At 62.2% G+C, this 12412-nt stretch carries 13 protein-coding genes and 1 pseudogene; 5 read left to right on the top strand and 9 right to left on the bottom strand.

Features of this window, described 5'->3' with window-relative positions; all coding sequences use genetic code 11:
• Window positions 1–223: pseudogene (locus WA145_RS18415) on the top strand (amino acid ABC transporter substrate-binding protein); the annotation flags it as partial.
• A gap of 111 nt (window positions 224–334) precedes the next feature.
• On the opposite strand, the gene WA145_RS18410 reads toward WA145_RS18415, so the two are convergent.
• From WA145_RS18410 to gpmI, 3 genes are all read right to left on the bottom strand, one after another.
• Window positions 335–1636, bottom strand: coding sequence for a S41 family peptidase (locus tag WA145_RS18410; protein ID WP_422582957.1), 1302 nt, complete (start codon window positions 1634–1636; stop codon window positions 335–337).
• Between the two features lie 175 nt (window positions 1637–1811).
• Window positions 1812–3056 (bottom strand): murein hydrolase activator EnvC family protein, encoded by a 1245-nt coding sequence (locus WA145_RS18405; protein ID WP_422582956.1) that lies wholly within the window; start codon window positions 3054–3056, stop codon window positions 1812–1814.
• 200 nt (window positions 3057–3256) lie between these two features.
• Complete coding sequence (gpmI, locus tag WA145_RS18400; protein WP_422582955.1) at window positions 3257–4792, bottom strand: 2,3-bisphosphoglycerate-independent phosphoglycerate mutase; 1536 nt, start codon at window positions 4790–4792, stop codon at window positions 3257–3259.
• A 145-nt stretch (window positions 4793–4937) separates the two neighbouring features.
• Between gpmI and WA145_RS18395 the strand changes: the two genes are divergently transcribed.
• Genes WA145_RS18395 through secB form a run of 3 tightly spaced genes read left to right on the top strand, consistent with a single transcriptional unit; the run spans window position 4938 to window position 6142 of the window.
• On the top strand, window positions 4938–5351 hold the full coding sequence (locus WA145_RS18395; protein ID WP_422582954.1) for a rhodanese-like domain-containing protein: 414 nt from the start codon (window positions 4938–4940) through the stop codon (window positions 5349–5351).
• A 1-nt stretch (window position 5352) separates the two neighbouring features.
• Window positions 5353–5607 carry a glutaredoxin 3 gene (gene grxC, locus WA145_RS18390; protein WP_422582953.1) on the top strand — a complete coding sequence of 85 codons (255 nt, stop codon included), beginning with the start codon at window positions 5353–5355 and terminating at the stop codon, window positions 5605–5607.
• 40 nt (window positions 5608–5647) lie between these two features.
• Window positions 5648–6142, top strand: a complete 495-nt coding sequence (gene secB, locus WA145_RS18385; RefSeq protein ID WP_422582952.1) for a protein-export chaperone SecB — start codon at window positions 5648–5650, stop codon at window positions 6140–6142.
• 149 nt (window positions 6143–6291) lie between these two features.
• On the opposite strand, the gene trmL is transcribed toward secB, so the two are convergent.
• Complete coding sequence (gene trmL, locus WA145_RS18380; protein WP_422582951.1) at window positions 6292–6756, bottom strand: tRNA (uridine(34)/cytosine(34)/5-carboxymethylaminomethyluridine(34)-2'-O)-methyltransferase TrmL; 465 nt, start codon at window positions 6754–6756, stop codon at window positions 6292–6294.
• Here trmL and WA145_RS18375 point away from each other — a divergent pair.
• Window positions 6755–7192, top strand: a complete 438-nt coding sequence (locus WA145_RS18375) for a hypothetical protein (protein ID WP_422582950.1) — start codon at window positions 6755–6757, stop codon at window positions 7190–7192. The genes trmL and WA145_RS18375 overlap by 2 nt on opposite strands.
• Before the next feature lie 285 nt (window positions 7193–7477).
• Here the strand turns inward: WA145_RS18375 and ntrC are convergent, their stop codons facing one another.
• The 5 genes from ntrC to glnA form a co-directional block, all read right to left on the bottom strand.
• Window positions 7478–8911, bottom strand: coding sequence for a nitrogen regulation protein NR(I) (gene ntrC / locus WA145_RS18370; RefSeq protein WP_422582949.1), 1434 nt, complete (start codon window positions 8909–8911; stop codon window positions 7478–7480).
• On the bottom strand, window positions 8908–9993 hold the full coding sequence (gene glnL / locus WA145_RS18365; protein WP_422582948.1) for a nitrogen regulation protein NR(II): 1086 nt from the start codon (window positions 9991–9993) through the stop codon (window positions 8908–8910). The genes ntrC and glnL overlap by 4 nt, the downstream gene beginning before the upstream one ends.
• A gap of 208 nt (window positions 9994–10201) precedes the next feature.
• On the bottom strand, window positions 10202–10819 hold the full coding sequence (locus WA145_RS18360) for a DUF4124 domain-containing protein (protein WP_422582947.1): 618 nt from the start codon (window positions 10817–10819) through the stop codon (window positions 10202–10204).
• A 3-nt stretch (window positions 10820–10822) separates the two neighbouring features.
• Window positions 10823–11386 carry a DUF4124 domain-containing protein gene (locus WA145_RS18355; protein WP_422582946.1) on the bottom strand — a complete coding sequence of 188 codons (564 nt, stop codon included), beginning with the start codon at window positions 11384–11386 and terminating at the stop codon, window positions 10823–10825.
• A gap of 173 nt (window positions 11387–11559) precedes the next feature.
• On the bottom strand, window positions 11560–12412 hold an 853-nt coding region (gene glnA / locus WA145_RS18350; RefSeq protein WP_422582945.1), incomplete at its 5' end, for a type I glutamate--ammonia ligase.

The raw sequence follows: 12412 nt of genomic DNA, 5'->3' as shown, positions 1-12412 counted from the left end.
CGGCAAGATCGACCTGTGGGCCACCACCGATCCGGTTGGCCGCTACCTGGCCAAGCAGGAGGGCGTCAGCGGCCTGACCACCGTATTGCGCTTCAAGGAGGCCGAGCTGTACCTGGCGCTGAACAAGGACACCCCGGATGAGGTGGTGCAGCGCTTGCAGAAGGCGCTGGACGAGTTGCGCAGCGAAGGCTTCGTCGAGGACATGACCAACAGCTATCTGTAGCCGCTAATCGGCATTAAAAAGCCCGGCCTTGAGCGATCAAGGTCGGGCTTTTTCTTGGCTGCAGTTTCGCGGGGATGAGCGAGGCGCCCCTGCCGCTCCTACAGAGGGGGATCAGTCGCCGCGGGTGACGCTTAGGCCCTTGAGCAGGTTGAGTGCCTGGCTCAGTTGGTAGTCGTCATCCTGCGGCCGGGCCGGGGCGTTGATTTTTTCCTTGCTCGGCTTGTCCGCGCCACCGTTGCCATTGCCCAGGTGACCTTGCAGGTCGGCTTCCTTGATGCCGCTTTCATCCTGCTCGCGGGTCAGCTTGGCGCGCGCCACCTCGATGTCCGGGACGATGCCCTGAGCCTGAATCGAGCGGCCATTGGGCGTGAAGTACAGCGCGGTGGTGAGCTTCAGGGCGCGGTCATTGTTCAGTGGCAGCACGGTTTGCACCGAGCCCTTGCCAAAACTGTCGGTACCCATCAGCACGCCGCGCTTATGATCCTGCAGGGCACCGGCGACGATCTCGGAGGCCGAGGCGCTGCCGCCGTTGATCAGCACCACCAGCGGCACACCTTCACTGGCGTCGGCCGGATCGGCGTTGAAACGCAGCTCGGAGTTGGCGATACGCCCTTCGGTGTAGACGATCAGGCCTTTCTTGAGGAAGTGGTCGGTGACTTCCACGGCCGCCTGCAGTACGCCGCCCGGGTTGTTGCGCAGATCGAGGACGATGCCGCGCAGCTTCTTGCCGTTGTCCTTGCGCAGCTTGGTCAGGGCCTTGCCGACTTCTTCGCCGCTGTTGACCTGGAACTGGGTAATGCGCAGGTAGCCATAGCCATCATCAAGCAGCTGGCTTTTCACGCTCTTGACCTTGATCACCGCGCGCGTCAGTTCGACATCGAAGGGCTTGCCGCCTTCGCGCACCAGGGTCAACTCGATATCGCTGCCGGCCTTGCCACGCATCTTCTCGACTGCTTCCATCAGCGACAGGCCCTTGGTTGGCTGGCCATCGATCTTCACGATCAGGTCGCCCGGCTGGATGCCCGCAGCGGACGCCGGGGTGTCATCGATCGGCGAGATCACCTTGAGAAAGCCGTCTTCGCTGCCGAGCTCAATGCCCAGGCCGCCGAATTCGCCGCTGGTGCTTTCCTGCAGGTCGCGGAAGGCTTCCGGCTCCAGGTAGGCCGAGTGCGGATCGAGGTTGCTGAGCATGCCCTTGATCGCGTTTTCCAGCAGGGTCTTGTCGCTGACCGGCTCGACATAGGCGGATTTGATGCGGTCCATCACCTCGGCAAAGGTGCGCAGGTCGTCCAGCGGCAGTGGCGCGCTGTCGTTGGCGGTGGCCGGTGCGGCGGCTGGCGCGGCAAACACGGCACTGCTGCCCAGCAGGGTAATGGCCAGCGCGAGGGTGGTGAGGCGCAACAGATGCGGCATGTCTTACTCCTGTCCTAAATCGGTAATCACAGCACGCGGGCTCGTCTAAAAACTACCTGCGTTGCCGATGCGTCGTTAAAAACAGGCTCAAATGCTCATTTACAGCTCGTAAACTCCGCTTTTCGCCTGTTTTTGCCTAGCCTCGGCTACCTCGCTAACGTTTTTAAACGGCCCGCTATCCTTGTGCGCGGCACCATTGAGCGGGGTCGATCGGACGGCCCTGCTGGCGAATTGCGAAATACAGTGCTGAGGTGTCCTGGCCGCCGCTGTTGCCAACGGTGGCAATGGCTTCGCCGGCCTTGACCACGTCGCCGGCGTCCTTGAGCAGGCTCTGGTTATGCCCATAGAGGCTCAGGTAGCCGTTGCCATGGTCGAGAATGACCAGAAGCCCAGCGCCGCGCAACCAGTCGGCAAACACCACGCGGCCGCCATGCACGGCGTGCACCTGGCTGCCGGCTGCGGCGCCGATCAGTACGCCATCCCATTTGGTGCGGGCGTCACCGCCGCGTGGCGTGCCATAGCGGGCCACCAGACGACCATCAACCGGCCAGGGCAGCTTGCCGCGAGCCTTGGCGAATGGGCCGCCGAAGCTGGCGCCGGCGCTGACCAGTGGGCCGCTGCTGGCGGGGTTGGCGGTATTGCTGGCTGGCTGTTCGCGTGCGGCGAGCAGAGCTTGTTGGCGCGCTGCTGCGGCCTCACGCGCCTGGCGGGCGAGGGTTGCCTCGATGGTTTTCAGTACCCGCGCCAGATTGGCTTGTTCCTGCTGACGGGCCTTGAGCTTCTGGTCGCGGGCGGAGAATTCCTTGTTCAGCTTGGCCAGGGCCAGCTGACGTTCCTTGCGCACGCTGGCGAGCTGTTCGCGGCGACCATCCAGCGCGCTTTTCTGTTCCAGCAATTGGTTTTGCTGATTGGCGATATCCTGCTCGACATTGGCCAGTTGGCGCAGGGTCTCGTTGAAGGTGGCCAGCTGCTCCATGCGCGCTTCGCTGAGGTAGTCGTAGTAGGTCAGGGTGCGCGAGAATTTTTCCGGATTCTGCTGGTTGAGCAGCAGCTTGACGTACTCCTGGCGGCCGCTCTGATAGGCAGCGCGGGCCTGGATGCCGATCAGGCGCTGTTGCTCAAGGCGTGCGCCCTCGAGTTTTTTTTTCTCGCTGTCGAGACGCTGGATTTCCTCTTCGCTTTTTTTCAGGTCCTGCTGCAGGCCCTTGACCTGTTTCTCCAGCTGGCCCATCTCGCTTTCGGTTTTCTGCAGGTCTTTCTGCACGCCGGATTTCTCCTGCTGCAGCTTCTTCAGCAGTTGTTTCAGCTCGGCGACATCGGCGCGAGCGGCGTCCAGTTGCTTCTGTGCAGCGCTCTTCTCGTCGGCGAAGGCAGGCGTCAGCAGGAGGGTCAGAAAAATAACGGCGAGGGCACGGAACATGGGGCTGGCAGCACCTGAATTAAGAACGCGCCTAGTATGCCTAAAAAATGGCCGGGAGCCATTTTTAACGTCGCACAGCGACGGCCCGCAGGGTGGCCGCCATGGATGGCGTGGCTATAAAAAATGGCCGGGAGCCATTTTAAACGTTGCGCACTGACGGCCCGCAGGCCAGGCGTTGCACCTGGCTTGCGGGCAGCGGCTTAGTTCAGCTCGACGATGCTGGTGCCGGTCATTTCCGCCGGTACTGGCAGGCCCATCAGGGTCAACAAGGTTGGCGCCACATCGGCCAGTACGCCGCCGGCACGAATGGTCGCTGGGCGCTTGCCGACATAGATAAACGGCACCGGCTCGCAGGTGTGTGCGGTGTGCGCCTGGCCGGTGCTTTCATCGGCCATCTGCTCGACGTTACCGTGGTCGGCGGTGATCAGTGCTTCGCCGCCGACCTTGTCCAGCGCCGCGACGATACGCCCGACACAGGCGTCCAGGCATTCCACGGCGGCCACGGCAGCGGAGAACACGCCGGTATGGCCGACCATGTCGCCGTTGGCGTAGTTGACGATGATCACGTCATAGCGCTGGTTTTCGATGGCCTCGACGATCTTGTCGGTGACTTGCGGCGCGCTCATCTGCGGTTGCAGGTCGTAGGTGGCGACGTTTGGCGAGGGGATCAGGATGCGTTCTTCGCCTGCAAACGGCTCTTCACGGCCGCCGGAGAAGAAGAAGGTGACGTGGGCATATTTCTCGGTTTCGGCGATACGCAGCTGGGTCTTGCCGTTGTTCGCCAGGTATTCGCCGAGCACGTTGGTCAGGGCTTCTGGCTTGTAGGCGCTGGGCGCCGGGATGCTCGCGGCGTACTGGGTGAGCATGACGAAACCGGCCAGTTGCGGCACGCGCGTGCGCTCGAACTCCTTGAAGCCCGGCTCGACAAAGGCGCGAGTCAGTTCGCGGGCGCGGTCGGCACGGAAGTTCATAAACACCACGGCGTCACCGTCTTCCATGCGCACGGGCTCGCCGATGCTGGTGGTTTTGACGAATTCATCGCTTTCACCACGCTCGTAAGCAGCATTCAGGCCTTCCACGGCAGTGGCGGCGTTGAACTGGCCGTGGCCGTTGACCAACAGCTCGTAGGCCTGCTCGACGCGCTCCCAGCGGTTGTCGCGATCCATGGCGAAATAGCGGCCGCTGAGGCTGGCGATGCGGCCTTTGCCAAGTTTGGCGAAGGTGGCGTCGAGCAGCTCGATGGACGGCTGGGCGCTCTTGGGCGGAGTGTCGCGCCCATCCAGGAAGGCATGCAGGTAGATACGCTCGGCGCCGCGCTGGGCGGCCAGCTCGGCCATGGCTACCAGATGGTCCTGATGGCTGTGTACGCCGCCATCGGAGAGCAGGCCGAGGATATGCACGGCTTTGCCAGCCTTGACGGCTTTATCCACCGCGCCGGTGATCTCGGCGTTATCGAAGAACTCGCCATCACGAATGGCCTTGGTCACCCGGGTGAAGTCTTGATACACCACGCGGCCGGCGCCGAGGTTCATATGACCGACCTCGGAATTACCCATCTGACCGTCCGGCAGGCCGACGTCCATGCCGCTGCCTGAGATCAGGCCATGGGGCTGGGTGGCGCGCAGATGACCAATGACCGGCGTGTTGGCGGCCATGATGGCGTTGGACTCGGGGCTGTCACTGTGGCCGAAGCCATCGAGGATGATCAGTACCAGGGGTTTGGGCGTGGCGCTCATAAAGCTGGTTCGCTCTGGGTCGATGGGCGGGAAACAAAGGAGGCATTTTACGGCCAAGTGCGGCAAACGTCACCGCCGGGCGGGGTTTGGCCGACCTGTGCGGCTGTGTATACTGGCCGACATTTTACCGCCCCGGAAACGCACAATGCTTGCCAACTTGATTGAATTTGCCACTACCCACTATGTCCTGAGCGGAATGTTTGCGACCCTGCTTGCGCTGCTGATCTTCACCGAGGCGCGTAAGGGCGGGCAGAGCCTGAGCAGCCGCGAGCTGACTGCGCTGGTTAACAGCGAGCAGGGCGTAGTGCTGGATATTCGCGGGCAGAAGGATTTTTCCGCCGGGCATATCGTCGGCGCACTGAATATCCCCTTCGAAAAGTTCGCCGCACGGATGGTTGAGCTGGACAAGCACAAGGCCAAGACCATCGTCGTGGTCGATGCCATGGGGCAGCACGCTGGTGGCGTTTGCCGCGATCTGAAAAAGGCGGGCTTCACTGCGGCCAAGCTGTCTGGCGGTGTCGCCAGCTGGCGCGGTGACAACCTGCCGCTGGTGAAGTGAGATGCAGCCTGTCCTCATCTATTCCAGCGACTGGTGCCCGTACTGCATCCGTGCCAAGCAACTGCTGGCTCATAAAGGCGTGGCCTTTGATGAGATCAAGGTTGATGGCAAGCCGGAGCTGCGTGCAGACATGACCCGCAAGGCGCGGCAGACCTCGGTGCCGCAGATCTGGATCGGCGACACCCACGTGGGGGGTTGCGATGACCTTTACGCCCTGGAGCGCGCCGGCAAGCTCGACGCGCTGCTCAAGGCTTAATTCCCTGTTTATCCGTACCTAACCACAAGAAGGCTTTGCCATGACAGAACAAGCTAGCAACGGCGCCGCTCAGGGCGAACAAAACCCGCAATTCTCCCTGCAGCGTATCTACGTACGTGACCTGTCCTTCGAAGCGCCGAAGAGCCCGGAAATCTTCCGTCAGGAGTGGGCCCCTAGCGTCGCCATGGATCTCAACACCCGTCAGAAAGCTCTGGATGGCGACTTCCACGAGGTGGTGCTGACCCTCTCTGTGACCGTGAAGACGGGCGAAGAAACCGCCTTTATCGCTGAAGTGCAGCAGGCCGGCATCTTCCTGATCAAGGGTCTGGATGCCGCTTCCATGAGCCACACCCTGGGCGCCTTCTGCCCGAACATCCTCTTCCCTTATGCCCGCGAAACCCTCGACAGCCTGGTGGTGCGTGGCTCGTTCCCGGCGCTGATGCTGGCTCCGGTAAACTTCGACGCCCTCTACGCTCAGGAACTGCAGCGTATGCAGCAGGCTCAGGCGGCGCAGGTCGAAGCGACCGCACACTGATCGCCAGCGGTTGATACCAGAAGCGCCCTACGGGGCGCTTTTTCGTTGCCTCGCGTAACGTGGCGGGTGGCTGCTCGCTCCCCATAGCCCGGAGTTCATCCGGGCACAGCTGCGTGACGTGGAACATTGCTCCAGACCATTTTTCGCGGTTACTGGGTCATGGCGAAGTCGTGCTGTCGCCAGGCTTCGTAGACCGCCACGGCAACGGTGTTGGACAGGTTCAGGCTGCGGCAGCCCTCGCGCATCGGCAGGCGCAGGCATTGCTCGGGCGGCAGGCTGTCGCGAATCTCCTGGGGCAGGCCGCGGCTTTCCGGGCCGAACAGAAAGGCATCGCCGGGCTGGTAACTGACCTGGTGGAATGCCTGCGAGCCCTTGGTGGTAAAGGCAAACACGCGTGGCTGGCCGATGTTCGCCAGGCAGCTGGCGAGGTCGGCGTGGCGCTGCAGGGTGGCGTATTCGTGATAATCCAGCCCGGCGCGGCGCAGGCGTTTGTCATCCAGTTCGAAACCCAGCGGCTCGATCAGATGGAGGTGGCAGCCGCTGTTGGCGCAGAGCCTGATAATGTTGCCGGTATTGGGTGGAATTTCCGGTTGAAAAAGGATGACGTGAAACATGCGCGGCTCCGAGCGTGAAGACCAGCAGCATTCTACAGACCCGCGCCCGCGCCCGCGTCCGTGGGTGCGGGTGATTGCTTCATTGGCGGTGTTTGGTTTTTTAATCGGTTTGATGATTGGTCGGCTGTTGCAGCCTGACCCGCTCTGGCTGGATCGCGTGGCGGTGGTTGAGCAGGGCCTTGAGCTGTGGTTTAACGTCGAGCCGGTGCCGCGCGTAGAGCATGCCGGCGGCGTATTTATCCTGCGGTTGCAGAGTTTTGGTCGCCAGCAGCACGGGCAATTGCAGCTGCGGGGGCGCTTGGCCAATTGGCGTTTGCAGCGTGAGAGAAGGGATTTGCTTCTGCGGGTGGTGGCAGCCCGTCCATTGCGCGGTGAGTGGCGCGCTGAGGAAGTGGACGGGCGCTGGCGGCTGACGGTCAGCCTGGTGGCGCAATAAAAGAGGGGAATCCCCGGCCTGCCTGTACCAAGGTCCCCAAAACTGGGATTGCTTGAGTCTATGCAGGCTGTGTGCCAGTTTTATTACGTTGGCTGCGGGCCGCGTAAATGCTGGGCTTGAGGGGCTCTATGGCGCTGCGGGCGCTACCCAAACGCTGGGATATGAACCGCCGCTGTGCACGGGATCGATGCCGGTGCATTGCTCTGGCGCGCGTTCAGTTGTTTGCGGCGCAAATAAAAACGGGCCCTGGCAGGCCCGTTTTGCATGCTGCGTCGCGTGAGCGGCTTAGTCGTCGCTGTCCTCGTCATCGGCGCTTTCGACGTTCATGCCCAGTTCCTTGATCTTGCGCGTCAGGGTGTTGCGGCCCCAGCCCAGCAGCACGGCGGCGTCGCGGCGGCGACCGGCGGTGTGCTTGAGGGCGGTTTCGATCATGATCCGCTCGAAGGCCGGCACGGCAGTGTCCAGCAGGCTGGATTGACCACGCCCCAGGGCCTGGTCGGCCCATTGGCGCAGCGCCTGTTCCCAGTTGCTCACCGGTGCGCTTTCCTGCGGCTGGCTGAGCAGCTCCGGCGGCAGGTCGTCGACATGCACTTCGCGGCCCGAAGCCATCACGGTGATCCAGCGGCAGGTGTTTTCCAGCTGGCGCACGTTGCCTGGCCAGGGCAGGTTGCGCAGGTAGTCTTCGGTTTCGCTTTTCAACAGTTTGGGCTCGACCGCCAGTTCCAGCGCGGCACGGGCGAGGAAATGCCGGGCCAGGGTCGGAATGTCTTCACGGCGATCCGACAGGCGCGGAATATGGATGCGGATCACGTTGAGGCGGTGGAACAGGTCTTCGCGGAATTTGCCGGCCTGCACCAGGGTTTCCAGGTTTTGGTGGGTGGCGGCGATGATGCGCACGTCCACTTTGACCGGCGTATGCCCGCCCACCCGGTAAAACTCGCCGTCGGCCAGTACGCGCAGTAGGCGGGTCTGGGTGTCGGCCGGCATATCGCCGATTTCATCGAGAAACAGCGTGCCACCATCGGCCTGCTCGAAACGCCCACGGCGCTGGTTGGCCGCGCCGGTAAAGGCGCCTTTTTCGTGGCCGAACAGCTCCGACTCCATCAGGTCCTTGGGAATCGCCGCCATATTCAGCGCGATAAACGGCGATGCTGCGCGCGGGCTGTGGCGGTGCAGGGCGTGGGCGACCAGCTCCTTGCCGGTGCCGGACTCGCCGTTGATCAACACGGTGATATTGGAATGCGAGAGGCGCCCGATGGCGCGGAACACCTCCTGCATGGCCGGCGCTTCGCCGATGATCTCCGGCGTGCGTGGCTGCTCGACCGGCGCGGCCAGGCTCTGCTGCTCCTGCGCGTGCATATTGGCGCGCTTGACCAGCGAGACGGCTTCGTCGACATCGAACGGCTTGGGCAGGTATTCGAACGCGCCGCCCTGGTAGGACGCCACCGCACTATCGAGATCTGAATGCGCGGTCATGATGATCACCGGCAGGCGCGGATGCAGTTCGCGAATGCGTGCCAGCAACTCCAGGCCGCTGGCACCCGGCATGCGGATATCGGAGATGATCACATCCGGCTGCTGGCGGCTTAGGCGGCTGAGTACACCGTCGGCGCTGTCGAAGCTCTGGGTGGTCATGCCCTCCTGTTGCAGGGCTTTTTCCAGCACCCAGCGGATGGAGCGGTCGTCATCGACAATCCAGACGGTTTCACTGCGACTCATGACGGCGTTACTCCTTGTTCCAGCGGCAGGAAGATCGAGAACACGGTATGGCCAGGATGGCTCTCGCACTCGATCAGACCTTGGTGCTGACTGATGATGTTCTGGGTAATGGCCAGACCCAGGCCGGTGCCGTCGGCGCGGCCGCTGACCATGGGGTAGAAGATGGTTTCCTGCAGCTCGGGCGGAATGCCAGGGCCGTTGTCGATAATTTCGATCTTGGTCACCAGACGATGGCGGCAATGGCCGATGGTGAACTGGCGCAGCGCACGGGTGCGCAGGGTGATGCGGCCCAGGCGCAAGTCGTTCTGCCCGGACAGCGCCTGCATGGCGTTGCGCACAATATTCAGCACGGCCTGGATCATCTGCTCACGGTCGATCAGCACATCCGGAATGCTTGGATCGTAGTCGCGCACCAAAATGATGCTGCCCTGGCTTTCCGCTTCCACCAGGCTGCCGACACGCTCCAGCACCTCATGCACGTTGGTCATCGCCAGGGACGGCAGCTTGTTTGAGCCGAGCATACGGTCGACCAGGTTGCGCAGGCGATCGGCCTCCTCGATGATCACGTTGGTGTAATCCTTGAGGCTTTCTTCGGGCAGCTCGCGGGCCAGCAGCTGCGCGGCGCCACGGATGCCGCCGAGCGGATTCTTGATCTCGTGGGCCAGGCCACGCACCAGCAGTTTGGTGGTTTCCTGCTTGGACAGCTGGGCTTCTTCCTTGGTGATGCGCAGCAGGCGGTCGCGCGGATGCACTTCCAGCAGCAGCAGGGTTTCGCCTTTGCTGAGCACCGGGGTCACCGCGTAGTCGACGGTCAGGGTCTGGCCGCTGACCGACGTCACCACCGCTTCACGCTTGTTGAACGGGTGGGCGTGCTGCACGGCCTGGCGCAGGGCGCTCAGCGCCTCGCTGGATTCGGTAAACAGCTCGCTGATGAATTGCCCATGGCTGCGCTGGCCGCTCACGGCCAGGAGCATTTCCGCTGCCGGGTTCATGTACTCAAGACGCAGGTCGTCGTTGAGCAGCAGCGTGGCAGTGGTCAGGTTGTCCAGCAGCAGGCGGTGCAGTGCGTCGTTGATGATCATAGTGGGATGTCAGCAGACCCTTGGGTTCCAGCAATGCAGCTGGAAAATGCAAGAAGCAAACCAAAGCCCCGAAAAGAAGCGTGTTTGGCCGTGGGATGCCGGGAATTAGCTGCTTTTCAGCGCAGCCGGGTCGCGCGTGGCGACCCAAAACAGGGAGAGTATAGAAATACCGGGCGCTAATCGCACTGCTTTGGTGCGCTGCGTGGCATTAGATAAAGGGCACGAAGGGAATGTCTTTCTTTTCTGGTGGCTTGTCCTTCAGTGGGCATTCCGGGCGCACACCGTAATCGGCCTTCTTGCAGGGGTTGACCATACGCTTCTGCGCCAGGGAGATGCGCAGCATATGAAACGGCTGAGTCGGCGTGCGCTCGATGATGCGTCCCTGCAGATCGATGATTTCCACTGCCAACTGGTGGGTGCCACGGTCGATATTTTCCAGGGGGAACACCGGGCTGCTGCCCGCTTCGCCGACCTGTACACCGTCCAGCAGCAGGCGATAGCTGTGCTGGGGAAAGAGTTTCGGTTCGCTGTTGACGCTGACAATCAGGTTGCCGGCGCTGTCACGGATGGTTGCGTCGGGCTGCGGCACCAGAATGCGCAGCAGGCTGTAGCGCTGGCTGGGCTCGGGCGGCGCTGCAACCGCTGGTGCGCTTGGCGTCTGGAGCGTCGGCAGCGAATTGCTGGGCGCCAGCTCGACACGCTCGGCATCGCCCGAGCGCGGTTTATCGGTGAAGACGCGATTGCCTTCGCCATCTATATAGGTATACACCTGCGCGAAGGTAGGCAGGGCGAGCAGCATCAGGCCGCAGAACAGCAGATTACGCATAGGTTAGGGTGCTGGCTTGGGTTTTGGTGGGGGAGGCGGTGGTGGACGCAGGGCTGGGCTGCTGGTATTGACCCGCTGCACGGTAAAGGTGCTGGTGGCGCTCTGCTGGATCGACTGCTCGCCGCTGAGTACTTCCACGGCCAGGCTGTGTTCGCCGCGATCGGCATTGCTCACTTGCAGGCGCGGCACGTTGCTCGGTTGGCCGTAAGGCTTGCCGTCGAGCAGCAGGCGTAGGCGATGGTTGCTGGCCAGGCGTGGCTGGATATCCACGCCAACGCTGAAGGTGCCGTTGTTCGCGCGCATGGCTTCAGCATCGGGCAGGCCCGTCAGCTGCAGGGTGCTGTAAGGCGCGACGATCTCGGCTGGGGCGGGTGCAGTGGTCTCAGGCAGGCTGGGTACTGACATCGACACGCTATTGGTTTTCGGCAGCTCGACATTCTGCGTCGCCTGGCCTTCCGGCGGCTGGTCGGTGAAGACCGTATTGCCATTGGCGTCGGTGTATTTGTAAATCTGCGCGCTGGCCGGCAAGGCCAGGCTCAATAGTAGGCAGATGAGTAGAGGGCGCATGCCTGACTCTCCCTAGTGGTGTGCCCTAAGCCTTGCACTGGTCAGGCGCTCTGGCAAGCGCGTTAATGGCTGGGCGTGTCCTGGCGCAGAAAACAGCGGGGTGAAAGGCGGTTTGGCCTGCCATCAAACGCAAAAAGGCCACCCGAAGGTGGCCTCTTGTCTTGCGTGCCGGATTAGACGCTGTAGTACAGGTCGTATTCCAGCGGGTGTACGAAGGTGCGAACTTTGATTTCTTCTTCGGATTTCAGCTCGATGTAGGCATCGATGAAGTCGTCGGAGAAAACGCCGCCCTTGGTCAGGAACGCGCGACCTTTATCCAGTTCTTCCAGCGCTTCTTTCAGGCTGCCGCAAACTTGCGGGATGTTGGCAGCTTCTTCCGGCGGCAGGTCGTACAGGTTCTTGTCGGCAGCGTCGCCGGGGTGGATCTTGTTCTGGATACCGTCCAGACCGGCCATCAGCAGTGCTGCGAAGGCCAGGTACGGGTTGGCTGCCGGATCCGGGAAGCGCGCTTCGATGCGGCGAGCTTTCGGGCTGGAAACGTACGGGATACGGATCGAGGCGGAACGGTTGCGCGCCGAGTAGGCCAGCATTACCGGAGCTTCGAAGCCCGGGACCAGGCGCTTGTAGGAGTTGGTCGACGGGTTGGTGAAGCCGTTCAGAGCCTTACCGTGCTTGATGATGCCGCCGATGAAGTACATGGCAGTGTCGGACAGACCGGCATAGCCTTCGCCAGCGAAGGTGTTCTTGCCGTCTTTGGCGATCGACAGGTGCACGTGCATACCCGAACCGTTGTCGCCGTACAGCGGCTTCGGCATAAAGGTCGCGGTTTTGCCGTAGGCATCGGCCACGTTGTGTACGCAGTACTTCAGGGTCTGAACTTCGTCAGCCTTGGCCACCAGGGTGTTGAACTTCACGCCGATTTCGTTCTGACCGGCAGTCGCCACTTCGTGGTGGTGAACTTCGATGACCAGGCCCATTTCTTCCATGGCATTACACATGGCAGTACGGATTTCGTGGTCGTGGTCG

This window comes from Pseudomonas sp. (assembly GCF_049301935.1).
In the GTDB taxonomy this organism is placed as follows: domain Bacteria; phylum Pseudomonadota; class Gammaproteobacteria; order Pseudomonadales; family Pseudomonadaceae; genus Aquipseudomonas.
This window is presented reverse-complemented; position numbering and strand designations above follow the sequence as displayed.